This window comes from Spirosoma validum, assembly GCF_014699035.1.
Classification (GTDB): Bacteria; Bacteroidota; Bacteroidia; order Cytophagales; family Spirosomataceae; genus Spirosoma; species Spirosoma validum.
Genome location: NZ_JACXAA010000007.1, coordinates 93660 through 119440, shown reverse-complemented (window position 1 = coordinate 119440; position 25781 = coordinate 93660). Strand labels below are relative to the sequence as shown.

Sequence of the window (25781 nt, the reverse complement as noted above, 5' to 3'; positions counted from 1 at the left end):
GGGTTTCCCCGCATCGGCGGAACGTCCGCACTACGTTAAAATCTGTTCTGCGTGATTTTGCGTATCTATTTTACTAATAATCTCGGTGATAATGCCGTTTTCATCGATGACGAACGTCGTTCGAACGATGCCCATGAAGTTGCGGCCATACATCGATTTCTCTTTCCACACATCGTAGGCTTCAACAATCTGATGATCGGTATCGGCAACGAGCCGAAAAGGCAGGTCGAATTTCTTACTGAATTTCTGGTGTGATTTTTCATCATCTATGCTAACGCCAAGAACTTCGTAACCTGCTGCCTGCAAATTAGTATAATTATCGCGTAAGCTACAGGCCTGAGCCGTACAGCCGGGCGTATCGTCTTTCGGATAGAAATAAAGCACCACTTTTTTACCTCTGAAGTCGGAGAGTTTGACCGGATTACCGTTCTGGTCAGTACTTGTAAAGTTTGGGGCAGGATCGCCAATAGTCAGGCTCATTACTTATGTTGGTTATATAAGGTTTCAAAACCTTATAGGTCTGAACGAATTTATCGTCTTTTTCGGCTTCGTTTCGGCGCGGCTTTTTGTTTGGCCGCTTTTCGCTTCACAACGGGTCGATATTCCTGAATCGTCGTACTGTCTGAACCGATGTTGCCTGACTGGTCTTTTACTTGGACGAGCACTTCGGAACCTGTTTCAAACGGTTCATCGGGATTTAATTTATCGGACCAGAGTAAAGCCCGTTTATAATCGTACTGCATCAGCACCCATTCGCCATTGACCAGTGCCCGAAACTCGGCAATACCTGACAGATCATCCCGAATTTTTGCCGAAATACCTTTAGGCGTTGCTGAAACAATGTCTACTCTGGGTGGCGTCGCATCCGTCAGTAATTGGAATCGGCCCAGTGAACGCGTCTTGAATTCAATACGGCCCTTATTCCACTTTCCACCAAGAAAACTCTCACGACCACCGCTCACCCAATAGGCTTTAGTCCGCATCGTGTCAATGGCGATCGGATAATTTGGTACGTATTGAATAGTTAGATAATCGTTCAAGGGAATCGTTGGCTGGTTGATCTCCAAAATTCCTCCTGGTAACGAACGCATAGTCAGATGCAACGTATCAAATAAGGTTCTCGTCCCAAATTCCAATCGGGTAGTTGCGTTTGTAAACACATCATTCCGACCTGGTATGATCCGTTTCTTAAAGTTGGTTCTCACCACCCCACGACCGAACTGAACGGAGTCGGGTAATGTCTGACGCAAATCTATAAGATAAACCACTTGGTTGTTCGGTCCGGCGCCCCGGCGTATATAGCTAACAGGTTGTTCGGTTACCGTTCGCCCCGTAATTAGCTTGGCCACTGGCGGATTGCTTACCGATATATTTTTAGCTGTTAACTTTAATACGTTTTCGTCGGTCGTAATGGTCACCGTTGGGTCACCAACTGGTAAGGGCTCAGGAGCGACGCTGAGCGTTTCTTCTTCCCCAAGTGAGTCGACTATAGAAGAACTAGAAACTGAAATTTCAGGCAGCAAGGTAAAGGTTAGCTGAGCCGAATTATCATAAGCATCGTATAGCGTCAATGTCACCTCGTGAGGCTTTCCATCCAGCAAGGGCAAACGGCCTCGGTAGGCAACGTTGCTCTGCAGTTTGTATAGGTTTAAAATGTTTCCGTCGGCAATGTAGCCCCGGTGATAACGTTGACCATTCGTTTGTTCCACTTCGTAATTCTCATGGACATTCATAAACCGCGTTTGCTCATTCGGGAAGCTATTCATATTGTACGCAAACACCTCCCGACCATCGAGCCGAATTTCCAGACAACTAATCCCATTTCGATAAGGTGACCCAGTCGTTTTATCGTATCCCAGAACCTCCATACCAATCAGGCCCGATGCCGTAATGGGTTGCGTAATGCGATACGTACCGTCGGATTGGCGAACCGGCGCGTAACTGACCCGTTGATACTCGCCGTTGATGCGCGACGTAGCGGTCATGGTTTTCAGGGCAACCCGTTCAAAATAGGGGGGGACCTCATCACGAATTTCGGAGAAGCCGTACAAAAGCGGATTGATCAGATTATCGTTGCCATCGCGAACTTCAAAGTGTAAATGCGGTCCCCCTGATCCGCCGGTGTTGCCCGATGCAGCAATGACATCGCCTTTCGTAATCGGAAATTGCCCCGGTGCCGGACGTAGATCAATCTCGAAGGTTTTCTTCTGGTATTGGTTTGCGCGGAGATATGTACCGAGCGTATCGTTCAGCGTTTTAAGATGCCCGTAAACGGTTGTCAGGCCATTCGGATGCTTGATGAAGATTACATTGCCATAGCCGCCCGTAAAAACCGCAATGCGCGAAACGTACCCATCAGCAGCGGCATGAACCGGCAACCCTTCGCGACCGCCCGTACGGATGTCAATACCTGCATGAAAATGGTTTGGTCGCAAATCACCCAAACCACCCGCCAGCGAATTCGCCATACCCGGCTGAATGGGAAACAGGAAATAACCCGGCTGAATGAGACCCGTTAGCCTGGACGTCGTGGGTACAGCAGGACTAGTAGTTGATTGAGGCTGGGTAACCCCGACCTGCCCAAACGAGTGGGTGAGACCCGATAATAGCGCAAAAAAAAGAGAAATGGTGAATCGTTTCAAAAGAAGAGAGTTGTTTGGCGAGCTTACCGCGATACGTAGCAGAGCTCGACAGGAACTTTATTTTACATCGATCTCGAGCATTTTTTTATCCTCAATGAAGGCAGTCAGTCGGTCGCCAATTTGTACGGCACCAACACCTTTTGGAGTGCCGGTAAACAGAATATCGCCCTGTTGCAACAGAAAATACCGGGATACAAACGAGATTAGGTAATCAATTTTAAACAGCATTAAACTCGTATTGCCCAGTTGTCGGGTTTCGCCGTTAAGATCCAACCGGAAATTCAGATCCTGTAAGTCAGGATAATCAGTTTTTGACACGAAGGAGGAAATTGGCGCGGAGCCATTAAAGGATTTGGCCAGCTCCCAGGGAAGTCCTTTGGCTTTTAATTTACTCTGCACGTCGCGCGCCGTGAAGTCAATACCGATACCAATTTCATCGTAATATTTATGAGCAAACTTCTCGTCGATGTTCTTCCCGACTCGGTTGATTTTTACCAGAATCTCAACTTCATAGTGAACATCCTGTGAAAAATCAGGGTAGAAAAACGGCTCATTTTTGAGCGGGACAGCTGTTTCGGGTTTTAGAAAAATGACGGGGTCTTCAGGCTTTTCGTTATTAAGTTCCTGAATATGTTCAACGTAGTTTCGGCCAACACAAATGATTTTCATAAAGAGTCATTAAGTACGTATTAGATAGCCATCCGCAAGAGTCATTGGTGAACAATGATATACATGATGAAGAATGCCTATTTAAACCTAAAGCAGTAGCGCAAATCTAACGACTAAAGAGGGCTTGATCGTACCGGCCCGGAAAATTTTGAACAAATCGGGTAACTTACGGGTCATATAACGTCAGAATACCCAATCATTCTAAAACACACACGTAAATGAAAAAAGCCATAATTGTCATGTTGTCACTCGCATTCGCCGTTACGGCCTGCGAGAAAGTGCCTCTAACCGGGCGTAAACAACTGATTTTAGTGCCACCCAGTGAAATGCTTGCCATGAGTTTTACGCAGTACAAACAATTTCTGGACACAAGCCGGGTCGTTCCGACGAGTAGCAACGATGCCGAAATGGTTAACCGGGTGGGCACCCGCATTCGTCAGGCTGTTGAAAGCTACATGAACAGTAACGGGTATAGCAAACGGCTTGAAGGTTTTCAGTGGGAGTATCACTTAGTACAGAGCAATCAGGTGAATGCCTGGTGTATGCCTGGAGGGAAAATCGTGGTTTATTCAGGCATATTGCCATATACGCAGAATGAAGCGGGTTTAGCAACGGTACTGGGCCATGAAGTGTCGCATGCCATTGCTGAGCACGGAAACGAGCGGATGAGTGAAGGATTGGTTGCCAATGGATTGTTGCAGGCTGGTCAGGTAGCAACGGGCATTGGTACAGCAGGAAAGAGTGCGCAGACGCAGGCTATATTTCAGCAGGCATTTGGCGTAGTGGGTCCACTGGCCTATCAATATGGAGTTGGCCTTCCACACAGCCGTAAACAGGAATCGGAAGCCGACCACCTCGGATTAATTTTTATGGCTATGGCGGGCTATAATCCAAACGAGGCTATCACGTTCTGGCAGCGGATGGCGAAAGCCAGTGGGGGGAAAGCACCTGCTGAGTTTCTTTCCGATCACCCATCCGATACCCGTCGAATTGCGGATTTGCAAAAACTGTTGCCTGATGCCATGAAGTATTATAAAAGGTAGTATTCCTTAGTTAACAAAAAAGCCGGAGCAACTGCTCCGGCTTTTTTATGTAGGCTCAATTTGATCAGTATTACAATGATTCAATTACCTGACGTACCTTTTCGGCTGCTTCTTTCAATAGCACTGCTGATTGTACTTTCAGGCCTGACTCGTCAATGATCTTGGCTCCTTCTTCTGCATTGGTACCCTGCAACCGAACAATGATCGGTACAGGAATGTCGCCAATGGCTTTGTAAGCCTCTACTACGCCCGTTGCTACACGGTCGCAGCGTACGATACCGCCAAAGATGTTAATCAGGATTGCTTTTACGTTAGGATCCTTAAGAATAATCCGGAAACCAGCTTCAACCGTCTTGGCATTAGCACCACCCCCAACATCAAGGAAGTTGGCTGGCTCACCACCCGACAATTTAATAATGTCCATCGTAGCCATAGCCAGCCCTGCACCGTTTACCATGCAGCCAACGTTACCGTCAAGCTTAACATAGTTCAGGTCATTAGCTGACGCTTCTACTTCGAGTGGGTCTTCTTCAGAGATGTCGCGTAGATTAGCCAGATCGGGATGACGATAAAGAGCATTATCATCCAAGTTCACTTTCGCGTCAACAGCCAGAATTTTGTTGTCTGACGTTTTCAGAACGGGGTTGATCTCAAACATCGATGCGTCCGTATCCACATACGCTTTGTAAAGCGACGTAACGAACTTTACCATGTCTTTGAACGCTTCTCCCTGAAGACCTAGCCCGAAAGCGACTTTACGAGCCTGGAAGGGTTGTAGACCGACAGCTGGATCGATCCATTCCTTCACAATTTTTTCGGGTGTTTTTTCCGCGACCTCTTCAATGTCCATACCCCCTTCGGTGCTGGCCATAATGACATTGCAGGCTTTACTACGGTCGAGCAGGATGCTGATGTACATCTCTTTCGGCTCCGACGCGCCTGGGTAAAAAACATCCTGAGCGACCAGCACTTTGTTTACTTTCTTACCTTCTGGGCCAGTCTGGTGGGTTACCAGTACGTTGCCAATAAGATTTTTGGCGATGTCGCGCACCTCATCAACCGATTTGGCTAAGGCTACGCCCCGTTGCTCACTGCCAACGACTTTACCTTTACCACGTCCGCCCGCGTGAATCTGCGATTTCACGACGACGAATTTAGATCCGGTCTGGGCCATAATCTGCTTGGCAGCCTCAACGGCTTTTTCGGGTGATTCAGCCACGATGCCCTCCTGAATCCGGACGCCGTACTTTTTGAGAATTTCTTTACCCTGATACTCGTGTATATTCATGACAACTGCAACAAGGAGAGTTGGAAATCGTATTTTTGTGCGGCAAGTTAGCAGGAAATGATGAATGATGAACGACGAACGACGAACGTAATCGCCTAAAATTGCTTACGCCCCCTTCTTTTCTCAGTAATCACTCATCATTCATCATTTATCATTCTTTTACATGTCACTTCTTCAAACTACTGATATTCGCCGGAACTACGGCAATTTGCCGGTTCTGAAAGGAATCAATTTACAGATCGAACCAGGTGAGGTTGTTTCGATTGTAGGCGCGTCAGGTGCTGGGAAAACAACCTTGTTGCAAATTCTGGGTACGCTTGATCGACCCGATGCCGGGGAGTTGCACATTGATGGACAGAATGTGTTCACACTAAACGATCGCCAACTGGCTCAGTTCCGCAACGAACGTATCGGCTTCGTGTTTCAGTTTAATAATCTGCTGCCCGAATTTACAGCTCTCGAAAATGTATGCCTGCCTGGCTTCATTGCAGAGAAAGATGATCAGACGGTTCGCCAACGTGCGGAATCATTGCTAACAACGCTCGGACTGCAGCATCGGCTCAATAATCTACCGTCGCAGATGTCGGGCGGTGAGCAGCAGCGGACAGCTGTTGCGCGAGCTTTAATTAACGAACCCGCTATTGTTTTTGCGGATGAGCCGAGTGGTAATCTTGACTCACGTAATGCCGAAGATCTTCATCAACTTTTCTTCCGGCTTCGCGATGAACTAGGTCAGACCTTTATCATCGTGACCCACAACGAAGCATTAGCTGCTCTTGCCGACCGGACCGTTACGATTCGGGACGGCCTAATCTTTAAGTAATTTACCGCGTGTAAAAGATTGACTTGTGCTGATTTTTGTAAGTATATTTACTTAAAAAAGCGGATGAAATCACCTATTTTTTAAATATTAATGATTTGAAAGTCAATATGTTATCATTTCATATGAAATTTTTTTTTTGAGATAGAATCAATTTCCTGTATTTTTGTTTTATAATTGTGTCGAAAAGAAAAGTTTTTCATAACGTTGAGTAAATCAGAAAGCCAAGAGAGTGTCTCGCTTGGCTTTTTTGTTGTTTATAAATTCCTCTATAGCTTGCTGCGGATTGAAGCCAACTGAGCTTGATGCTATCTTCAATCCATTCCTCTTTCGCAGATACTCCAATTCCTGAGCGTACGTAATAAAGGTTCTTCGACGATTACGCCCCCCGAAATACAGAAATCAGTATATTGCAAAGCTTATCCAGGCCGGATACATTACGAGAAAAGACATGGCCTGATGCCTTTTAAAAAGATAAAAATTGCTGACTAATAAGTAAACAACAACGCATGAATTTAGACGTATTAAATGCCCCACTGACGGCGCAGGAAGTAGAATGGCGCGTGCAAAGTCAGACAAAAGACGGTCAGAAGATCGTCGTTGTTCCCTATATCACCAATCGTTGTGTGATGCAACGGTTCGATGAGCAGTTTGGCTGGGCTGGATGGCAGAATGAAATTCGGGAAATAGATGGCGGATTCTTATGTACGATTACGGCTGTTTTGCCTGGTGGTGAAATGATCCGTAAAACCGATGGCGCTAGCCGTACGAATGTTGAGCCTATAAAAGGAGGCATCAGCGATGCCATGAAACGATGTGCCGTACAGTTTGGCTTGGGTCGGGCGCTATACGATTTTCCGAAAGTGCTTATTCAGACTACCGACAAATACATTCCTGAGTGGGCAACTCCCTTGCTGGATAAAATGGTGGATAAAATAAATGCAGGTGGCATTGTGCGCGACGTAGTCGTGCTAAAACCTGAACATGCAAAAGCTCCTGTCAAAGCCGTTTAACGACGTACCGGTCTGCTTGTGTTCAACCATAAGGCGCATAAAAAAGGATACCGATTTCGAAATCGGTATCCTTTTTTATGCGCGCTACAATACGTTATTTAATCAGCGAATAGTCGGTTGGTTTCATGTAAGTCGACTCAACCTTTGTTGTTAGCGAACCATCTTTTTCCGACTCGCCTTTAGCCTTTACCCAAACAGGATCTTTACGGAACTCGTCAAAATGCGTTTTCCCTTCAGCTTCATTGGGATGCGCCAGAATGTAAATGAGCTTTGGTTGAACACCAGGGTCCTTCTCTTGGGTAACCCAGTAGCCAATGTTCGTCATGCCATGTTTTTCAAAGAGCTTTAGCGTGTGATCACGAAAACGCGTTAGCAGGTTCGGAAGTTTGCCCGGTGAAGCCGTGTAGGTACGTAGCTCAAAAGTCCGTTCGGGCGACGCCTGCTTGAGCTTGATGGCGGGTGATATATCGGCCTCAGTCATAAAAATCTGGTCGACATGATCAACTAATTTACCGTTCGCTTCTGTCTTGGCCACTACTGCTTTCCATTCCGGATCGCTGCCGAATGCTTTCCAGGAAGCATCACGGGCTTCACGATTCGGATAGGCCAGAATATAAATGACTTCTTTGCGGGACGTATCGGTCGGTGTCCAGTAACCAATGTTTTCCATCCCGTGCTTCTCGAAAATTTTCGTCGTGTACTGCCTAAACCGATCGACGATCTCGGCGTATTTTCCTGGCGTTGGGTAATAAATCCGCATCTCATACAGCTTAGAGCTGGGCTTAGTCGGATTAGGTTTAGCGAAACTTGCTGCATTAAACAGCATACTCAAGGTAATGAAGACGTAGAAGATTTTCATAGTACTACCCAAAGAAAGAATAGTTGGTAAATTACTTTCTTTTTAAATGATTGTTTTGCAGAAAAGCCACAATTGGATCTGATATCTTGTCTAGTATTCACAAAGTTCTATTTTTGTCCATAAGTCATTGCTTTTACTACAATTTCTACGATATGTTAAGCCGAGTTGCCAATTCTGTTTACTGGATGCACCGCTATATTGAACGGGCCGAAAATTATGCCCGCTTTATGAGCGTAAATTTTAATCTGGCGCTCGATTTGCCTCCGAATGTGAATGAGCAGTGGGAGCCTTTACTGATCGCTACGGCCGATAATGATCTGTTTTTTAAATATTATCAGCATCCAACCCGTGAGAATGTCATTCAGTTCATGACGTTCGATAAGCGCAATCCGAACTCAATTGTAGCCTGCCTGAGCGAGGCTCGCGAAAATGCCCGTACGATTCGCGAAGTCATTTCGAAATCGATGTGGGAACAGCTCAATAAATTTTACCTGATGGTGCGTGATACGTCGCCAAAGCAGGAGTGGGGACAGGTGCAGGCGCAGGAGTTTTTTCTGGACATCCGTAATGGTGTACAGTTGTTTTATGGCATTATCGATTCGACTGTTACCCGGAATGAAGCCTGGCATTTTGGGCGGCTGGGCCGTTTTCTGGAACGGGCGGATAAAACCTCACGGTTTCTGGACGTTAAGTATTTTACACTGCTGCCAGAGATCGAAGCCGTTGGATCAACCATCGATCTGATGATCTGGTCGGCCGTGCTAAGATCGGTTAGTGCGTATAATATGCACCGTCAGCGCCATCGTTCACTGACGCCATCGAGTATTATCGAATTTTTGCTCCTGGATAAAATGTTTCCGCGTGCAACAGCCCACTGTATTCGCCAGGCAGAGTTGTCGCTGTATGAAATCTCGGGAAATAATATGGTAAACGGCTTTGGCAATACGGCCGAACGAACGCTCTCTAAACTACGGACAGAAATTGAGTTCACCGAGACGGCCGATATTTTCAAATTGGGCCTACACCAGTATCTTGACAACTTCCAGACGCGGACGAATGAAGTTGGAGCTGCCATTTTTCAGACGTATTTCGATTCAAAACCGGTGGAAGTGTAATTAAAGAGCGAAAGCCTGAATGAGCGAACGAGCGGACGGCTAATGCCTATTTTTTCGCATATTCACTCATTCAGGCTTTCGCTCGCTATTACTGAAAGACTGGAAACGTTATCGCCAGATAAGTCATACCGGCCCGATTGCGGAACCGGTTGTTATCCGCAATAATATCGCGGTTGCTAACAGTCATCTCCGTTGTTAGCCACTGATAACCTAACTTGACACCAATACGTTGAGAGACACGAATACGAGCATACACCTCTGTCGAAAGAACACCACGGTCATTATCGCCCAATAAACGCGCATTCAAATGACTTGGACGAGACTGCTGAAACATATTAGGTCCCTGAAAATACGCAGAGGTCGTATCGGTATTCATAAACTGACCATTCGACGACATATAGCGCCCTGTACGAGACTTTCCAAGCGTTAATCCCAGCAAATCCGCACTGGCTCCTAGCTCTACAGGGCCTAGGTTAAGCTGGGCCCGAATACCAAAGTTGAGCGAAGTCATGCTAACGTAATCGTAGCGGACCGTATCGATTTGGTCTGTTATTAACGGAGCTCCCAGGGCACCAAATCCCGCTTTACCCCGCGTCAGCCGAGCCGGAGCTGTGTAATAATTAAGATTATCGCCGTAGAAAGCACCGAAACGTACTGTCCAGCCAAGCGCGAATAGTTTCTTTTCGCCGATGTTAATTAACTGATAATACGAGAGTGAGGGATGATAGTTATTCGTTGAGTAGGCCATTCCCAGGTCAACACCACTAGTAAGCCGTGTTGAAACGGGCGATTGGGCAAAGCTATGGATGGAAACTAATACCCATAAGGCAACAAGGAGTTTCTTCATTTATACTTTTCAGGCTGTTCGAGCGGCAAAGATATAAGCCGAACCAATACGTCGGCCCGTCAGGATTTATTATGGTTCGAAGGGTTTTCGTGATTCTGTCAGCAGACAAGACAATCACGAGAATCCTTCGAATCATATAAAATTTGGTTCAGACAGCCAGGTTTAGTCAACCTTCAGCACAACTGCTCCCAGGGGAGGAACGTTTAATTGAATCGACTGAGGTCGACCATGCCATATTTCTTCTTCACTGGCAATGGATGTGGTATTTGTAACACCACTACCGTAGAACTCCGTAGAGTCGCTGTTAAAGACCTCTTTATATGAGCCAGCCATCGGTACACCGATACGGTAATTGTGACGGGGAACGGGGGTCATGTTCAGCACAACCAGCAGGGTATCTTCGGGGCGGTTTCCTTTTCGGATGTATGTAACAACGCTGTTATCCCGATCGGTTGTGTCAATCCACTCAAAGCCGTCAGCTGTGAAGCTACGCTCATGCATGGCTGGTTCAGTCTTGTAGAGTGTATTCAGCGCTTTCACGCAGGCAGCCATGCCTTTGTGGGGAGCAAACTCAAGCAAATGCCAATCTAAACTGGCATCGAACTTCCATTCTGATGTTTGGCCGAACTCACCACCCATAAACATCAGTTTTGTGCCCGAGTGGGTAAACATGTAGGCATACAACAATCGCAGATTAGCGAATCGCTGCCATTCATCACCGGGCATTTTACTGACCAGCGCATGTTTGCCATATACAACCTCGTCGTGCGAGAGGGGCAACATAAAATTCTCCGTAAATGCGTAGATCGTACTGAATGTCAGTTCATCCTGATGGAATTTACGGAAGCTAGGATCGCGCTCGAAATAGCGTAACGTATCGTTCATCCAGCCCATCATCCACTTCATGCCGAAACCAAGTCCGCCTGTATAAACCGGTCGCGATACGCCCGGAAACGCCGTTGATTCTTCGGCAATCGTCTGCGTATCCGGAAATTCTTTGTAGATAGCTTCGTTGATTTCTTTCATCAGCGAAATCGCTTCCAGATTTTCGCGCCCACCAAACATGTTCGGTTCCCATTCACCGGCGTTACGCGAATAGTCCAGATAAAGCATCGACGCTACAGCATCGACCCGTAATCCGTCGGCGTGGCATCGGTCGAGCCAGAAGACGGCATTACTCAGCAGAAATGAGCGGACTTCTGGTCGACTGTAATTGAAAATGTAGCTTTTCCAGTCGGGGTGGTAGCCTCTACGCATGTCCGGGTGCTCATACAAATGCGACCCATCGAACTCGTACAGGCCATGCGCATCGCCTGGAAAGTGGGAGGGAACCCAGTCTAAGATAACGCCAACGCCTGCCTGATGCAACCGTTCAACCAATCGCATAAAGTCCTGCGGAGTGCCAAAGCGGCTGCTCGGAGCGAAATAGCCCGTAATCTGATACCCCCAGGAAGGTGCGTACGGGTATTGCATAACCGGCATGAACTCAACGTGCGTAAAGCCCATATCCTGTACGTAAGGAACCAACGCGTTCGCAATTTCGTCGTAGCTCAGCTCCCGTTCAGGATCACCAGGGTCGCGTCGCCAGGAAGCTAAATGAACTTCATATACGGAGAAGGGAGCATTAAGTGCATTTTTCTCTTTCCGATTCGCCATCCATTCCTGATCCTGCCATTCGTAGTACGTATCCCGGACGATTGAGGCAGTTTTGGGGGGAACTTCCCAAAAGTGAGCATAAGGATCGCCTTTTTCCAGTTCACGTCCACCTTCGTGAACGATGAAATATTTGTAGGTTTCCCCTGCACCAATATGAGGTATGAAAGTCTCCCAGATGCCCGACGAGTCCCAGCGCACATTCATCGAATGACTGCCTTTATCCCAGCTATTGAAATTGCCGATAACCGCTACGTAGCGGGCAGAAGGTGCCCAGACTGCGAAATACGTACCGACAACACCGTTATGCGTAACAACGTGTGAGCCAAATTTTTCGTAGAGTCGCTGATGTTTTCCTGATCGGAATAGAAAAATATCGAAATCAGTAAATCGGGAATAGGGGCCGTCAGTTTGTGCGGGCGTGTCCGTCTGCTCCGCTTCTTGTACAGATAGGTTGGATAATGTTGGTTGAGCCGTCTGTTCGGGTTCGGCTGAGGGTGTAGGCGATTTACGTTTTGCCATAGGTTTGAAATGGGTATAGATACGTAGTGAACGTAATCATGGCCGGAAAGTTAGAAAAAAACTTAGCCTTATCCGGAATGAATCAATCAACTCAGCGGTCGGTGAGCCAAAGTCTTTGTTCAAATCGGACCGGACATGAACGTACCAATTAACGAATTCTTTTAAGGGTATTAAGGCCGTTGAGTTTGTAGCAAGCCGGTTTGTAACATCGGTACGCCGGATTCGACATTGCCATCGCTCAGGCGAATTTTTTCAATTTCGCGTACTACGTCGATAATGCCCTTTAGCGGAATCTTTACCCACGACGGTCGGTAGCTGATTTCATAGCCCAATTCATAGACTGCTTTTTCGAGCAGATAAATCAACAGCAGAAAGTTGATTTCAGTGTTGTTTTTGAAAAGCGGGTGTGGAGCACCAAACACATCTAAGTACGCATCCAGAAACGTATCGCGGATAAGGTAAAACCAACGATCCGACACGCGTTGCAGATGATCAGGATCGAGGGTATCGGTTTCCGCCGAGTTGAAGAGCTTAGCCGAAACGGCGTAGTGATAGGACCGAATCATCCCGGCCACGTCTTTCAACGGCGAATGCTTGATTTTGCGATCGGTAATGCTGCTTTCGGGCTCGCCTTCGAAGTCAATGATGACAAAGTCATTCTCTGTTGCTAGGACTTGCCCGAGGTGATAATCGCCATGAATACGGATACGTAGCGAATCGAGCGGGCGGGTGCGGAAATCAGCAATGAACGTATCGATCATTTCTTTGGCCTCCATAAACACCCAGGCCAATCGTTGCGCCTGCGCATCGAGCTTGGTGTAATTGTCGATCAGGAGTGCGTACCGACGTTCGAGTAGGTCTTCGAAGCGCTTGATCAGAAACTGGCGGTAGTCGTCAGTAAAGGGTTCGGGGGCAAAAGCCGCATCGGCCGTTGGCTTGTAAAGAGCGCAGTGCAATTCTCCTGTCCGACGACCCAGCAACTCAACTTTGTCGAACACATCTTCCCGAATCGCAAACATCCGCTGCGGAACGCCGTACAGAAAATCGTTCAGATAGTCGCCGGTCTGCATCCAGGAATCCTTATCATTCGGCACCATGCGCTGCATCATCCCGAGCGTTACGTCGGCATGGTCTCGCAACGGCGAACCGGACGGGTTAGTGTCGGCTGCCTGCCAGACAACACTGCCTCCAAAAGCCGGAATGTTGGCGAAATGGCTTTCGTCGGTCAGAAACGCGACCATATCTACTTCCGGATTGGTTTCCTGAAAAAGCTTTCGGTAAAGTTTTAAAAAGTATTTATCCCCGAAAGTCATGGCCGAATTGCTCGAATCTACCGGCAGCACACGCGAGACTAATTCCTGATCGCCTTCCTCAAGACCCTGTCCCCGGTGAAACGTCAGTTGTCCATCGGTCTGTGAAACGATCTGGTTGTGATAGATGGCGGTGAGTAAGGCCTGACGAAACCGTCCGTCGTAAATAGCATCGACCAGAATGCCACTTTTTCTGCCAAAGGTAACCTCGCCGATACGGCCTTTGTCGGGAACATCGGTTAAGGCATCTCCAGTCTGATCCGCAATAAATGACAGCGGTAAGAGATAATTCTCGGGAACCCCATCGGCATAACTAGCTTCCAGAATCAATAGATACGCTACGTTACCATCGGGTAGGGGTAACGTGTGTACAGTTCGCGCTGAAAAACCTGTTTGTTGCCGGGCTTTTCCCGCAAACCACCGGCATGTATTTACGTAAAGGGGTAACAGCGTTTGTGTCAACATTGCCCACAGTTTGGGATCTGAGGCAGCAGTAGACCAGGAAGTAGCAGTAGTTAAAGATTGTGTAATGACCATAATAGAAGATGCAAAGCACCTTAATCAAGCAGTTTAGGTAACTTATTGTTTTCGCGGTGAAGGTCAAAAATTTCTTGAATATAGAACAAATTGCAGTTAATAAAATTGATTGTAAAGAGTTGTAGCTATCAGAACAAACAATCCCTACCTGTTTCCCCAGGTAGGGATTGTAAACGAGTGAATGGTGGTAATTAATTTATAGACACAATTCGATTGGGTGTGGAAGGCAATTTGGTTAAAAGCGTTACGTTCTGCGTAGTCGTTTCGACTCCGTTTGTGATTTCCAATTGGTAAACCCCATCTTCCAGATCGTTCAGATTTAGCAGTAAGCGACAGTTCCGATCATTTTTGCTCAAGTGTTGCGTATACAGTGTTTTTCCGTCTGCATTTTTTAAGCGAACATCGACTTTTCCGCCTGTTTCTTTGTCTACGGACACTCGTAGCGTACCCGTGACTGTAGAATAGATGCCTGTTTTAAAGGAAGCTGCGGATGTTGGGCGACCGATTGGATTCGTTTCAGCAAACGTGGCGGCTGATGTTACAAAACCTAATGAAAGGGCTAAGGCGAGTGATTTGATGAGCGTTTTCATGGTAGTATGTTGTTTGTTCTTGTTCAAAAGCAGGTCGGGTTCTTCCCGATTGATGAACCAAATGTATAGGTGATGGATGGTACTATGTATTGCAAACTACTGGAACGGTTATTGGCTTGGATGAGTGGCGATAAAGTAAGGATGATTGAGAGAAAGGTTAGTAGGATTGCTGTAGACTAAGTGCCAATTTTGCCTAATTAACTTTTGACTATATGCATACAGTGACCAGGTCAACGCAGGTTTCGTATCGTATTCCAGACGTATTCACTAGCTTTCCTAACCTGATTGCGGCTGAGAGCACTCGGCATGGGGGCGTTAGTCCGGCTCCTTTCAATTCGTTAAATCTGGGAATTAATACGTCCGACGATTCTGTAAATGTAGATGAGAATCGACGACGTTTTTTTGACGCCATCGGAGCTGCTACGTTCCGGTTCGCTTCTTCGCACCAGATTCATGGTACTGACATTTTGTACACAGTTGAGCCGGGGCGTTTCGATGGATACGACGCTCTCATCACCAATCAGCCCGGCTTACTTATCGGCGTAACGGTTGCCGATTGTGTACCCATCCTGATTTATGACCAAGCTAATCAAGCCGTTGCCGCTATTCATGCAGGCTGGCGTGGAACGGTCGGTGGCATCGTCAATAAAACCCTTACGTATATGCAGCAGCGATTTGGTACGTTGGCCGACCACTGCTACGCTTATGTTGGTACGTGTATTGATGACTGTTCGTTTGAGGTCGGGCCGGAAGTGGCTGATCAGTTTGGCTCGTCGTTTAGACGCGATGATTTACGAAGTGGAAAGAGCTTAATTGATCTAAAAGCGGCCAATAAACAACCCTTACTCGACTTCGGCATTCCGGCCGCTCAGATCGGTATATCCTCCTTTTCAACAGTGCTGCATAACAAGGATTATTTCTCGTATCGCGTCGAGCAGGGGCAAACTGGACGAATGCTGGCAGTAATTGGCATTAAGTTCTAAACAAAATTTACATATGGCTCGTTACATATGTGTTTTTTAACAACACATCTTTTACTAACACATCTTTTACTCAACAGTTAATAGCCATGGGAATCTTAGTATCAATTCTGGTAGGTGCCGTTGCCGGTTGGCTGGCCGACCTCGTATTTAAACGGTTTTCGTTTTCATTATTCGCTGAAATCTTACTGGGTATAGCCGGTGGATTTGTTGGCGGCTGGATTTTTGGCCGTGATGGTGGTATGATTGATCAGATTTTAACCGCTTTCGTTGGTGCCGTTATCATTCTTGGTATTGCCGCGCTAATCAAAGGACGTAGCAGTACAGTGTAGCAGTACAGTATAGTAAGGGGGGAGAAAGGGGAAGAGCGGGACGAAAGGGAGAATGGAGCTTAACAAAGCAATCCTTTTTCCCTTTCGTCCCGCTCTTCCCCTTTCTCCCTTTATTTCAATATCTGTCGTGAAATCACTACTTTCTGAATTTCGCTGGTTCCTTCGCCAATCGTACACAGCTTGGCATCGCGGTAAAATTTCTCGACCGGAAAATCTTTCGTATACCCGTAACCGCCAAAAATCTGAACGGCTTCGTTAGCAACCCGAACGGCCGTTTCCGACGCAAACAGTTTAGCCATCGCCGACTCTTTCGTTACGGGTTTTCCTTCATCTTTCAACGTAGCAGCCTGATAGGTCAGCAGCTTGGCTGCTTCAATGTCTGTAGCCATATCGGCCAGTTTAAAGCTGATACCCTGGAAGTTGGCGATGGGCTGTCCGAACTGTTCACGCTCTTTCGCATAGGCCAAAGCCGCATCGTAAGCTCCGTAAGCAATGCCTAGACTTAGCGCAGCAATCGAAATCCGGCCTCCGTCGAGAACCTTTAGGGACTGAATGAAGCCACCACCTACTTCACCAAGCCGCTGGCTATCGGGAATGACACAGTCCTGAAACAACATTTCGGCTGTTTCAGAAGCCCGCATTCCCAATTTATCTTCCTTACGTCCGCCCGAAAAACCGGCGGTGCCTCGTTCGACAACAAAAGCAGTAGCATTATGAGCCGTGTTGGGTTCTCCAGTGCGAGCGATAACAACCGCTACGTTCCCGCTTTTACCGTGTGTGATAAAGTTTTTCGCACCGTTCAACACCCAACTGTCACCCTGTCGCACAGCCGTTGTACGCATGTTTCCCGCGTCAGATCCCGTATTTGGTTCGGTTAATCCCCAGGCACCCAGCCATTCGCCGGTAGCTAGCCGGGGCAGATACGTTTGTTTTTGCTCCTCATTGCCGAATAATAAAATATGGTTAGTGCAGAGTGAGTTGTGAGCCGCCATAGACAAACCCACGGATCCGTCTACCCGCGACAATTCAACAATGGACGTAACATATTCTTCGTAACCCAGCCCGGCTCCTCCATATTCAACAGGCACTAACATGCCCATTAAGCCTTGTTCACCTAACTGACGAAACAGGTCAGCAGGAAAATGTTGGTCTTCATCCCACTGGCGAATGCTAGGGCGGATAAGGCGTTCGCTTATGTCGCGCACAGACTGCACAATCAGCTGGGAAAGTGCCGATCGATCAGCCGCGCTGACTTGGTTTTCTCCTATTTCAGTATTCATAAATCCAGTTTGTTAAGATGCTGATAACGTCGATCCAACAAGTATGCACCTTAGTTATATATCTAATTACAATAAACGTAAAATAGTGGGAAATGGATGAAGTCCAGAATCGTCAAAACGTAAATCGCTGATCTTATTCACCTGAAAGTTGGTATTTTCGCATAGGTAGCGTTTGTATCTGAGTAAATATTACTATTTTTAGCGAATAGTAACTTTTGTCCCGGTCAATCAGTATTCGTTTCATGAATCGTAGGAGATTATTAAAAAACTCCTATTTTTGTGCTGACCGGTTTATTTATCGGCATCATCTGAATAGCTATAAATCACACTCTTTATATCAGTTAATTTATGAAATTAGCAGTTGTTGGAACCGGATATGTGGGTCTTGTTACAGGTACGTGTTTTGCTGAAACCGGCAACCAAGTAACCTGCGTTGACATTGACGTGCGAAAAGTTGAGAAACTAAATAATGGTATTGTTCCTATCTATGAACCAGGCCTTGAAACGTTGTTTCATCGTAACGTTGAAGAAGGTCGGTTATCATTCACCACAAATCTCGAAGAAGGAATCAAAGGAGCTGAAGTAATTTTTCTTGCACTGCCTACACCTCCGGGCGAAGACGGCTCTGCTGATTTGAAATATATTCTGAAAGTAGCCAGTGATCTTGGGCCAATCCTGAGCCAGTATGCGGTTATCGTTGATAAAAGTACGGTGCCGGTAGGTACGGCTGAAAAAGTTCACGCGCATATTGCCGACAACGCTAAGGTTGATTTCGACGTAGTGTCAAATCCTGAGTTTTTACGGGAAGGTGTAGCCGTCGAGGATTTTATGAAACCTGACCGAGTTGTAATCGGTACAAAATCGGAGCGGGCCAAGGCGGTAATGAATAAACTGTACGCACCTTTGGTTCGGCAGGGTAACCCCGTTATTTTCATGGACGAGCGCTCTGCTGAAATGACCAAATATGCGGCCAATGCTTTCCTGGCAACCAAAATCACGTTCATGAACGAGATTGCTAACCTGTGCGAACGGGCGGGTGCGAACGTAGATGACATTCGTCGGGGTATCGGCACCGACAGCCGGATTGGTAAGCGGTTCCTGTTTGCGGGTATTGGCTATGGCGGTAGCTGTTTCCCGAAAGACGTACAGGCCCTGGCCAAAACTGCCAAGGATTTTGATTACGATTTTCAAGTGCTGAAGTCGGTAATGGACGTTAATTACAAGCAAAAAATTAAGATGATCCCGCAGATTCTGAAGCATTTCGGGGGAAATCTGACGGGTAAAACCATTGCGGTATGGGGCCTGGCGTTCAAACCTTACACCGATGATATTCGTGAAGCTCCGGCCCTGGATAACATTCGGGCGTTGCTGGACGCTGGCGCTAAAGTGACGGTCTACGATCCTGAAGCGATGGACAACGTAAAAGAAATCCTGGGCAATTCGATTACGTATGCACATACGCAATATGCTGCTCTGGATGACGCTGACGCCCTGGTTGTCATTACAGAATGGCCCTTGTTCCGCACGCCTGATTTTGATAAAATGAATCTGCTGCTGAAAGGAAAAGTGATTTTCGATGGCCGCAATGTATACGAGCTGGATCAGATGCGGGACATGAATTACACGTATTACAGCGTGGGTCGTGAAGCGATTCTGGCCCCCGTTGAGCAGAAAGTATAAATTTAACTGACCACAGAGACACAAAGAACACAGAGCGTTTACTGAGCTCATTCTGTGTTCTTTGTGTCTCTGTGGTTTACTATTTTCCAATCCTTATATGAAACGAGTACTGATTACTGGCGGTGCCGGATTTTTAGGTTCGCACCTGTGCGACCGGTTTATTAAAGAAGGCTACCACGTTATAGCGATGGATAACCTGATTACGGGCGATATCCGTAATATCGAACACCTGTTCCACCTGCCTAATTTTGAATTTTACCACCACGATGTTTCTAAGTTTATCCACGTACCGGGCGAACTGGACTACATCCTTCATTTTGCTTCGCCAGCCAGCCCGATTGATTACCTGAAGATTCCGATTCAAACCCTGAAAGTTGGGTCGCTTGGTATTCACAACTGCCTCGGTTTAGCTCGGGTTAAAGGCGCGCGGGTGCTTATTGCCTCGACCTCGGAAGTGTATGGCGATCCGACGGTTCACCCACAGAACGAAGAATATTGGGGCAACGTAAACCCGGTTGGACCGCGTGGTGTATACGATGAAGCCAAACGTTTTCAGGAAGCTATGACGATGGCGTATCATACGTATCATGGTCTGGAAACGCGTATCGTCCGGATTTTTAATACGTATGGTCCACGCATGCGCCTAAACGACGGTCGTGTATTACCAGCCTTTATTGGTCAGGCACTACGTGGTGAAGATCTTACCGTTTTTGGCGATGGTAGCCAGACGCGCTCGTTCTGCTACGTCGATGATCTGGTTGAAGGGATTTATCGCCTGTTACTGAGCGATTATGCCTATCCAGTTAATGTTGGCAACCCATCTGAAATTACGATCAAGGAATTTGGCGAAGAAATTATTAAGCTGACTGGTACGAGCCAGCAGTTAATCTTCAAAGACCTGCCCAAAGATGATCCGAAGCAACGCCAACCCGATATTACCAAAGCGAAAGCGATTTTAGGCTGGGAGCCGAAAGTGTCGCGGGCTGAGGGATTACGGGTCACGTATGAGTACTTCAAGAGCTTACCAGAAGAAGAACTCTACCGGGCTGCTTATCACCGCGAATTTGTGAAGCAGTAAACCAATGATTGTGTTGTAGTTCCTAAAAAATTGTATAATTTTACGTTTGTATTTGCCTAGAGCAGTACACCTTTAGCTGTCTTTGAAAAACCTGCGGGCCGTGTTGCATGCAGGTTTTTTTGTTTATCTACGTATTGATATTAACTCAGCCGATCCTTGAAACTGTCGTATCCGTACGTTTTGATCAGCTGAAAGGATTCGTCCGCTTTCCAGATTCCGATACTTGGCAGATTAACCCCGTTGAACGTAGTGGTTTTCACCATCGTGTAGTGTATCATGTCATCAAATACAATCTTGTCGCCGATGTTCAGCGGTTTATCGAAGGAATAATCGCCCATGAAATCACCTGCGAGACAAGTCATGCCACCCAGACGGTACGTTGGTTTATCGGCAACGGGTTCATGGTAAGAATGTAGGATGCGCGGCTTATACGGCATTTCCAGCGTATCAGGCATGTGCGCGGCAAAGGATGTATCTAGAATAGCTACGTGAATGCCCTGACTGTCGAGTACATCTAACACGGTTGACACCAGCACCCCCGTTTGCCACGCAATGGCGGAACCCGGTTCCAGAATAACATCTACGTTGTATTTCTGCCGGAAAGCAGTTAGCAAATTAATCAGGTGGTTGGTATCATACCCTTCACGCGTCATCAGATGTCCTCCGCCGAAATTGACCCATTTGACCTGATGCAACAGATCGCCAAAGCGGCTTTCGAGGGCGTTGAGCGTTCGTTCGAGCGTGAACGAGTCATTCTCACAAAGGGTATGAAAATGAATGCCTTCTATACCGGCTGGTAACTGATCGGGCAGCTGATCACGGGTTGCGCCCAGCCGCGAACCGGGTACACAGGGATTGTACATATCCGTGGCAACTTCTGAATATTGCGGGTTAACCCGAATACCACAGGAAACCGATTTACTGGCAACACGATCCTTAAATCGCTCCCATTGATTCCAGGAGTTGAACGTCAGATGACTGCTACGTTCCACAACCTCGTCGAACTCATCGTCGCGGTATGCGGGAATGTAGGTATGCGCTTTCACGCCCATATAGTCATTGACAAGTTTGATTTCGTTGAGCGAACTGGCCGTGGCTCCGCTGAGGTATTCGCGTACGAGCGGAAATGCACTATACATCGAAAAGCCTTTCAGTGCCAGAATAATGGTTACCCCAGCCGCCTTTTGTACGGAATCAATCAGTTCCAGATTTCGGCGAAGTTTGGCTTCTTCCAGCACAAAGCAAGGGGAGGGAATCGTTTCAAGGTTTTGCAGCAGATTCGTATTCATGCCGCAAAGGTAAAGCCTTTCGGGGCATACGCCTAACTCTGGTACGTTCGCTGGCGGGTTTCGGACTATAAACTTACTTGACAGGAAAGCGAATTGGAATATTATATCTCACCGGTATGGCTTTACCCGATTGTGTACCTGGTTTCCAGGAAGGCATTGCCCGCACAACACGTAATGCCTCCTCATCGCAACCGTAACCGATCCCTTTCAAAATTTTCACATCTGTCACATGCCCGACAGTGTCAATTACGTAAGATACGAATACCCGTCCGCTGATTTGTGCTTGTGACGCTGCTTCCGGATACGTTACGTTTTGTTGCAAATAGTTGTTTAGAGCGCCAGAACCTCCCGGAAACTCAGGCTCTGTTGTGGTTTGCGGAACTATCGAATCATTTATGGTAACGACAACAGTAGCAGAATTTCCGTGTGATTGGGCTTGCGCAGTACTATACAGGAAAAGTAAGAATAAGCTTAGTAATGTGACAAGTCGCTTTATCATAGATTGGCTTTTTTAATATAGTTACTAAAGCTAAGGGTTGTTCCAGGTTAATGCCAACTGAATAGACAAAACTAGTGGCCTTTACGCTCTGGATAATCGATTCCAAATAAAACGGGCAAACGGTATTTAACCCGTAACGGCCTTCCTGACTGGCTACCGGGTGTCCAGCGGGGCATGGCGTTGATGACGCGAATGGCTTCCTCGTCGCAACCAAAGCCAAGCCCGTTCAAGCGCTCGACACCTGTAATACGACCATCTATTTCCACGATAAAGGAAACAAATACGCGTCCAATAATACCCGCCTTTTTGGCTTCGGCTGGATAGCGGACTGTCGTTAGTAAATAGTTTTCCATCGCTCGCATCCCGCCCGGAAATTCAGGTTGCTTTTCAACAATTGTATAAACCGTCTTATCGGGTTCGATTAAGAGAAGATTCTTAACGTTGTCTTGCGCAAAAACCGGTTCAGTTAATAGCAATAGGCTGGTAATTCTCTTTGCGAAATGTAGAATTGCTAGTTGACAATGCTGAGAGGAGCTGGATTTTGCGGGAGACAATGTGTGCATAAGCGACCAAGGTTAATGCTACAGTCAATAGGTGCGCTTCACCCCGATTTTCCATAAAACTCTATTCCAGCGTAAATGAAATCGGTAAATTGAATTTTACTCGAACAGCCCGACCCGACTGTTTTCCCGGACGCCAGTGTGGCATCTTCTGCATAACCCGGATGGCTTCTTCATCGCAGCCAAAGCCAATCCCTTTCAGCACCTGTAAATCGGTCAGACTACCATCGGTATTCACCACAAAGCTGATGAAAACCCGGCCTGAAATGCCTGCGGAAGTCGCTGCTCTAGGATACTTTAGGTTGTTATTTAAAAAGGTCCGTAAAGCATCCATGCCGCCTGGAAACTCCGGCTGTTGTTCAACTAAAATAAATACCTCTTCGGGTTTTGCTACAATCTCAAGCGCTTTTTCCTGAATGGTTGGACCTGATGATTCGGGAGCAATAATAGCCTCTAAATCGCCAGTACCTTCTGCGGTTTCGGCGCCAGACGTAGCCTGCTGCAATTGGTCGGTGGTAGGCGGAAGATGATCCTCCACTACGTCGACCTCCGGCATAACGACAAGTGGCGGGTTGCGAACCGTACTGACAGTCGGCGCCTGCTCAACAGGCGGTAGAGGTACGGGTGGTTCGTCAGGTTGATCAACTTTCGTTAACGTTGCCTCTTCCATAAACTGGCTGGCATCTGCGGAATCGCTGGGCCACATTCGTGCGTAAAAGGTTGGCGATGCCAGCCCCAACAAAAATAAACCGATGCCCAGCCACAAAGCGCGGGTAAGCGTCGGTCGGTACTGTTGGCGCAGTTCGAAAGCGCCATAGGCTCGGTTTCGGGTTTGAAAGATAATGTCGTCGTAACTCAGCGCGACGGTTGTAGAAGCAGTAGAGCGAAGCATGGCCACACGTAGTTTGATTAGTACCACATGGATGGCTAACCTTGCCTGATTCCATAAAAAAATTACAAACTGTCGTATTTTTTCACCAGTTGAATGGCATCATTTTCGTTTTTAAACGACAGATTTTCTTGTTTAACAAAGGCTTTTAATTCGTCTTTATGGTCACCGAGTGCGTCTTCGAGGGTTTTATCCGAGAGCTTCACTTTAACCAGTCTCTGGTCGGGTTTAAGCAGATAATAAGAAACGACAGTTCGGAATTCATCGTACCGGGTGTCGCTTGAATACGGGTTTTTGTAATCGGCTTTTCGTAACGTTTTCACGATTCGTTTCAACAGCGCTGACTTTCTCTGATAGAGGACCAGAAAATAACCTTCTCTTAGGCTCCCATCGGCTGTTTTGGCGGTCGGATATCGACGGAATACGTAAAACTGCCCATCATTGGTGGCAAATTGAAATGACTTTACCTGATCGGCGTTCACGATAATTGAGTCGCTGCTAACCCGGGTGCGTAGTAAAATCAGATGCTGTCGGTAAGCGTCAAACTTAATCGGTACGTCTTTGTAGTTCTGCCCGGCTATCATTTCAATCTGGCCTTTATTCCATTCGGGTAGAAAATAAGGGCTCCCTCGCAAACCCTCATAGCGATTATCGATGGTATTGATCATGGTGTAAGGGCTTGCCCCGATGATCTGGCCGGTCGATTGATAAATTTCGTAACCGTTACGTTGGTCATTCAGGTTGGGTTGAGATACTGGACGCGTTTTCGTTGAATCCACAGTCTGGGCAAACAAGTGGACTAACGTTATGGACAACAAGAGCGCTACAGATAAAGATTTCATGTCAATGTGGTTTTGCCGGATAATCAGCTAAATAACGAAAAATCCCGCTATGTCACGTAGCGGGATTCTTGTTTTGATTGGGCTTTATTCAGGCCGGATACTCGTGTGGCAATGGAATATTGATTCGTTCGTTAACCGGCAGTCCCTGCTTATTCATTTGCTCAATAAACGGGTCGGGATCAAGTTCCTCACAGTTCCAGACGCCCGGTTTCATCCAGACGCCCGTTAGCATTAACATCGCCCCGATCATAGCCGGTACGCCAGTCGTATAACTGACCGCCTGACCGCGTACTTCACGGTACGTTTCTGCGTGGTCGCAGTTGTTCCAGATGAAATAGGTACGTTCATCACCATCTTTTACCCCCTTAATCTGGCAACCAATGCTGGTTTGACCCGTGTAGTTTTCCCCGAGGCTATCCGGCGCAGGGAGAACGGCTTTCAGAAATTCGAGCGGGATGATGTCCATTCCCTGAAACTTGACCGCATCGATACGCGTCATGCCCACGTTCTGAAGCACTTCCAGATGGGTTAAATACGCTTGCCCAAACGTCATCCAGAAGCGCGCCCGTTTCAGCGTCGGAAAATTTTTCACCAACGATTCCAGTTCTTCGTGGTATAACACATACGACTCACGAGGGCCAATGCCTGGGTAATCAATGGGCTTATGAATACTCATCGCCGGAATCTCGATCCACTCGCCGTTTTCCCAATAGCGACCCGGTTGGGTAATCTCCCGAATATTGATTTCAGGGTTGAAATTGGTGGCAAAAGCCTTTCCGTGGTTACCCGCATTGCAGTCGACAATATCCAGGTAATCCATTCGGTCGAAGTGGTGTTTATTCGCGTAGGCCGTGAATACCTGCGTAGCGCCTGGATCAAAGCCACAGCCCAGCAGCGCCATCAATCCCGCCTGTTCAAAGCGCTCTTTGTAGGCCCACTGCCAGCTATACTCAAATTTGGCAACGTCTTTGGGCTCGTAGTTGGCCGTATCCATATAGTGCACACCAGCCTCCAGACAGGCGTCCATAATGGGCAGGTCCTGATAGGGGAGTGCTACGTTGATGACCAGCACTGGCTGAAATGATCGGATCAGCGCAACCATATCGGCTACTACGTCGGCGTCTACCTGCGCCGTCTGAATCGCTACGCCATGCATTTCCTGAATTTCTGCAGCAATCCGGTCGCACTTTGCCTTAGTGCGACTGGCCAGCATAATAGTTGTAAAGACATGACTGTTCATTGCGCATTTGTGTGCAACGACGCTGCCAACTCCACCGGCCCCAATAATGAGCACGTTTGCCATCTAATTAAATTTAAGCGTTTATGGATTTTTTCGGGCGCAAAGATAAGGAATGTCGATAAGTAGACAGGTAAAGTTCGTGTTATGAAATGTGTGGTAGGTTGCGACCGGATAAAATCATGGTATAAAATAAGTTTTTCCGAG

Annotated in this window: 24 protein-coding genes; 8 read left to right on the top strand and 16 right to left on the bottom strand. The window is 47.1% G+C overall.

Going from position 1 to position 25781, the window contains the following annotated elements:
* Positions 1-30: 30 nt before the first annotated feature.
* From bcp to IC230_RS19100, 3 genes are all read right to left on the bottom strand, one after another.
* The gene (gene bcp, locus IC230_RS19110; RefSeq protein ID WP_191040648.1) at positions 31-480 is read right to left on the bottom strand and encodes a thioredoxin-dependent thiol peroxidase; all 450 of its coding nucleotides are present in this window, start codon (positions 478-480) and stop codon (positions 31-33) included.
* 50 nt (positions 481-530) lie between these two features.
* Positions 531-2468, bottom strand: coding sequence for a M23 family metallopeptidase (locus IC230_RS19105; protein WP_191040865.1), 1938 nt, complete (start codon positions 2466-2468; stop codon positions 531-533).
* Positions 2469-2699: 231 nt separating this feature from the next.
* Positions 2700-3311, bottom strand: a complete 612-nt coding sequence (locus tag IC230_RS19100) for a fumarylacetoacetate hydrolase family protein (RefSeq protein WP_191040647.1) — start codon at positions 3309-3311, stop codon at positions 2700-2702.
* A 218-nt stretch (positions 3312-3529) separates the two neighbouring features.
* Here IC230_RS19100 and IC230_RS19095 point away from each other — a divergent pair, with 218 nt between their 5' ends.
* Entirely contained in the window at positions 3530-4354 is an 825-nt protein-coding gene (locus IC230_RS19095) for a M48 family metallopeptidase (RefSeq protein ID WP_191040646.1), read from the top strand.
* 70 nt (positions 4355-4424) lie between these two features.
* Here the strand turns inward: IC230_RS19095 and sucC are convergent, their stop codons facing one another.
* Positions 4425-5642, bottom strand: a complete 1218-nt coding sequence (sucC, locus tag IC230_RS19090; protein WP_191040645.1) for an ADP-forming succinate--CoA ligase subunit beta — start codon at positions 5640-5642, stop codon at positions 4425-4427.
* 163 nt (positions 5643-5805) lie between these two features.
* On the opposite strand from sucC, the gene IC230_RS19085 reads away from it, so the two are divergent.
* Together IC230_RS19085 and IC230_RS19080 are read left to right on the top strand one after the other, a co-directional pair.
* The gene (locus IC230_RS19085) at positions 5806-6465 is read left to right on the top strand and encodes an ABC transporter ATP-binding protein (RefSeq protein ID WP_191040644.1); all 660 of its coding nucleotides are present in this window, start codon (positions 5806-5808) and stop codon (positions 6463-6465) included.
* Between the two features lie 506 nt (positions 6466-6971).
* Positions 6972-7475 (top strand): Rad52/Rad22 family DNA repair protein, encoded by a 504-nt coding sequence (locus IC230_RS19080; RefSeq protein WP_191040643.1) that lies wholly within the window; start codon positions 6972-6974, stop codon positions 7473-7475.
* A gap of 94 nt (positions 7476-7569) precedes the next feature.
* On the opposite strand, the gene IC230_RS19075 is transcribed toward IC230_RS19080, so the two are convergent.
* Positions 7570-8334 carry an NIPSNAP family protein gene (locus IC230_RS19075; RefSeq protein ID WP_191040642.1) on the bottom strand — a complete coding sequence of 255 codons (765 nt, stop codon included), beginning with the start codon at positions 8332-8334 and terminating at the stop codon, positions 7570-7572.
* 152 nt (positions 8335-8486) lie between these two features.
* Here IC230_RS19075 and IC230_RS19070 point away from each other — a divergent pair, with 152 nt between their 5' ends.
* Positions 8487-9449: an alpha-E domain-containing protein gene (locus IC230_RS19070; protein WP_191040641.1), complete on the top strand. Its 963-nt coding sequence runs from the start codon at positions 8487-8489 to the stop codon at positions 9447-9449.
* A gap of 88 nt (positions 9450-9537) precedes the next feature.
* Here the strand turns inward: IC230_RS19070 and IC230_RS19065 are convergent, their stop codons facing one another.
* From IC230_RS19065 to IC230_RS19050, 4 genes are all read right to left on the bottom strand, one after another.
* On the bottom strand, positions 9538-10296 hold the full coding sequence (locus tag IC230_RS19065; RefSeq protein WP_191040640.1) for a hypothetical protein: 759 nt from the start codon (positions 10294-10296) through the stop codon (positions 9538-9540).
* A 162-nt stretch (positions 10297-10458) separates the two neighbouring features.
* Positions 10459-12471 (bottom strand): 1,4-alpha-glucan branching protein GlgB, encoded by a 2013-nt coding sequence (gene glgB / locus IC230_RS19060; RefSeq protein WP_191040639.1) that lies wholly within the window; start codon positions 12469-12471, stop codon positions 10459-10461.
* A gap of 170 nt (positions 12472-12641) precedes the next feature.
* Positions 12642-14318 (bottom strand): putative maltokinase, encoded by a 1677-nt coding sequence (locus IC230_RS19055; RefSeq protein WP_191040638.1) that lies wholly within the window; start codon positions 14316-14318, stop codon positions 12642-12644.
* 191 nt (positions 14319-14509) lie between these two features.
* Positions 14510-14908, bottom strand: coding sequence for a hypothetical protein (locus IC230_RS19050; RefSeq protein ID WP_191040637.1), 399 nt, complete (start codon positions 14906-14908; stop codon positions 14510-14512).
* A 212-nt stretch (positions 14909-15120) separates the two neighbouring features.
* Between IC230_RS19050 and pgeF the strand changes: the two genes are divergently transcribed.
* Together pgeF and IC230_RS19040 are read left to right on the top strand one after the other, a co-directional pair.
* On the top strand, positions 15121-15891 hold the full coding sequence (gene pgeF / locus IC230_RS19045; RefSeq protein WP_191040636.1) for a peptidoglycan editing factor PgeF: 771 nt from the start codon (positions 15121-15123) through the stop codon (positions 15889-15891).
* Between the two features lie 86 nt (positions 15892-15977).
* Positions 15978-16220, top strand: a complete 243-nt coding sequence (locus IC230_RS19040) for a GlsB/YeaQ/YmgE family stress response membrane protein (RefSeq protein WP_093829530.1) — start codon at positions 15978-15980, stop codon at positions 16218-16220.
* A gap of 110 nt (positions 16221-16330) precedes the next feature.
* On the opposite strand, the gene IC230_RS19035 is transcribed toward IC230_RS19040, so the two are convergent.
* Positions 16331-17500 carry an acyl-CoA dehydrogenase family protein gene (locus IC230_RS19035; RefSeq protein WP_191040635.1) on the bottom strand — a complete coding sequence of 390 codons (1170 nt, stop codon included), beginning with the start codon at positions 17498-17500 and terminating at the stop codon, positions 16331-16333.
* Between the two features lie 348 nt (positions 17501-17848).
* Here IC230_RS19035 and IC230_RS19030 point away from each other — a divergent pair, with 348 nt between their 5' ends.
* A complete protein-coding gene (locus IC230_RS19030; RefSeq protein WP_191040634.1) occupies positions 17849-19180 on the top strand; it encodes a UDP-glucose dehydrogenase family protein in 1332 nt (443 codons plus the stop codon).
* A gap of 97 nt (positions 19181-19277) precedes the next feature.
* Complete coding sequence (locus tag IC230_RS19025; protein WP_191040633.1) at positions 19278-20258, top strand: UDP-glucuronic acid decarboxylase family protein; 981 nt, start codon at positions 19278-19280, stop codon at positions 20256-20258.
* 140 nt (positions 20259-20398) lie between these two features.
* Here the strand turns inward: IC230_RS19025 and nspC are convergent, their stop codons facing one another.
* The 6 genes from nspC to IC230_RS18995 all read right to left on the bottom strand — a co-directional run bounded on the left by nspC (position 20399) and on the right by IC230_RS18995 (position 25640).
* Positions 20399-21547, bottom strand: a complete 1149-nt coding sequence (gene nspC / locus IC230_RS19020; RefSeq protein WP_191040632.1) for a carboxynorspermidine decarboxylase — start codon at positions 21545-21547, stop codon at positions 20399-20401.
* A gap of 73 nt (positions 21548-21620) precedes the next feature.
* Positions 21621-22046, bottom strand: coding sequence for an energy transducer TonB (locus IC230_RS19015; RefSeq protein ID WP_191040631.1), 426 nt, complete (start codon positions 22044-22046; stop codon positions 21621-21623).
* Between the two features lie 71 nt (positions 22047-22117).
* Positions 22118-22522 (bottom strand): energy transducer TonB, encoded by a 405-nt coding sequence (locus tag IC230_RS19010; protein ID WP_223860718.1) that lies wholly within the window; start codon positions 22520-22522, stop codon positions 22118-22120.
* A gap of 148 nt (positions 22523-22670) precedes the next feature.
* The gene (locus IC230_RS19005; RefSeq protein WP_191040629.1) at positions 22671-23498 is read right to left on the bottom strand and encodes an energy transducer TonB; all 828 of its coding nucleotides are present in this window, start codon (positions 23496-23498) and stop codon (positions 22671-22673) included.
* A 62-nt stretch (positions 23499-23560) separates the two neighbouring features.
* Positions 23561-24337 (bottom strand): hypothetical protein, encoded by a 777-nt coding sequence (locus tag IC230_RS19000; protein WP_191040628.1) that lies wholly within the window; start codon positions 24335-24337, stop codon positions 23561-23563.
* Positions 24338-24425: 88 nt separating this feature from the next.
* On the bottom strand, positions 24426-25640 hold the full coding sequence (locus IC230_RS18995; RefSeq protein ID WP_191040627.1) for a saccharopine dehydrogenase family protein: 1215 nt from the start codon (positions 25638-25640) through the stop codon (positions 24426-24428).
* Positions 25641-25781: the final 141 nt, after the last annotated feature.

Coding starts and splice junctions, on each gene's coding strand:
- IC230_RS19095 (WP_191040646.1), top strand. CDS start 3,530: ATGAAAAAAGCCATAATTGTCATGTTGTCACTCGCATTCGCCGTTACG.
- IC230_RS19050 (WP_191040637.1), bottom strand. CDS start 14,908: ATGAAAACGCTCATCAAATCACTCGCCTTAGCCCTTTCATTAGGTTTT.
- IC230_RS19100 (WP_191040647.1), bottom strand. CDS start 3,311: ATGAAAATCATTTGTGTTGGCCGAAACTACGTTGAACATATTCAGGAA.
- IC230_RS19015 (WP_191040631.1), bottom strand. CDS start 22,046: ATGATAAAGCGACTTGTCACATTACTAAGCTTATTCTTACTTTTCCTG.
- IC230_RS19065 (WP_191040640.1), bottom strand. CDS start 10,296: ATGAAGAAACTCCTTGTTGCCTTATGGGTATTAGTTTCCATCCATAGC.
- IC230_RS19025 (WP_191040633.1), top strand. CDS start 19,278: ATGAAACGAGTACTGATTACTGGCGGTGCCGGATTTTTAGGTTCGCAC.
- sucC (WP_191040645.1), bottom strand. CDS start 5,642: ATGAATATACACGAGTATCAGGGTAAAGAAATTCTCAAAAAGTACGGC.
- bcp (WP_191040648.1), bottom strand. CDS start 480: ATGAGCCTGACTATTGGCGATCCTGCCCCAAACTTTACAAGTACTGAC.
- IC230_RS19035 (WP_191040635.1), bottom strand. CDS start 17,500: ATGAATACTGAAATAGGAGAAAACCAAGTCAGCGCGGCTGATCGATCG.
- IC230_RS19080 (WP_191040643.1), top strand. CDS start 6,972: ATGAATTTAGACGTATTAAATGCCCCACTGACGGCGCAGGAAGTAGAA.
- glgB (WP_191040639.1), bottom strand. CDS start 12,471: ATGGCAAAACGTAAATCGCCTACACCCTCAGCCGAACCCGAACAGACG.
- IC230_RS19105 (WP_191040865.1), bottom strand. CDS start 2,468: ATGGCGAATTCGCTGGCGGGTGGTTTGGGTGATTTGCGACCAAACCAT.
- pgeF (WP_191040636.1), top strand. CDS start 15,121: ATGCATACAGTGACCAGGTCAACGCAGGTTTCGTATCGTATTCCAGAC.
- IC230_RS18995 (WP_191040627.1), bottom strand. CDS start 25,640: ATGGCAAACGTGCTCATTATTGGGGCCGGTGGAGTTGGCAGCGTCGTT.
- IC230_RS19055 (WP_191040638.1), bottom strand. CDS start 14,318: ATGGTCATTACACAATCTTTAACTACTGCTACTTCCTGGTCTACTGCT.
- IC230_RS19030 (WP_191040634.1), top strand. CDS start 17,849: ATGAAATTAGCAGTTGTTGGAACCGGATATGTGGGTCTTGTTACAGGT.
- IC230_RS19075 (WP_191040642.1), bottom strand. CDS start 8,334: ATGAAAATCTTCTACGTCTTCATTACCTTGAGTATGCTGTTTAATGCA.
- IC230_RS19070 (WP_191040641.1), top strand. CDS start 8,487: ATGTTAAGCCGAGTTGCCAATTCTGTTTACTGGATGCACCGCTATATT.
- IC230_RS19085 (WP_191040644.1), top strand. CDS start 5,806: ATGTCACTTCTTCAAACTACTGATATTCGCCGGAACTACGGCAATTTG.
- nspC (WP_191040632.1), bottom strand. CDS start 21,547: ATGAATACGAATCTGCTGCAAAACCTTGAAACGATTCCCTCCCCTTGC.
- IC230_RS19005 (WP_191040629.1), bottom strand. CDS start 23,498: ATGCTTCGCTCTACTGCTTCTACAACCGTCGCGCTGAGTTACGACGAC.
- IC230_RS19040 (WP_093829530.1), top strand. CDS start 15,978: ATGGGAATCTTAGTATCAATTCTGGTAGGTGCCGTTGCCGGTTGGCTG.
- IC230_RS19000 (WP_191040628.1), bottom strand. CDS start 24,337: ATGAAATCTTTATCTGTAGCGCTCTTGTTGTCCATAACGTTAGTCCAC.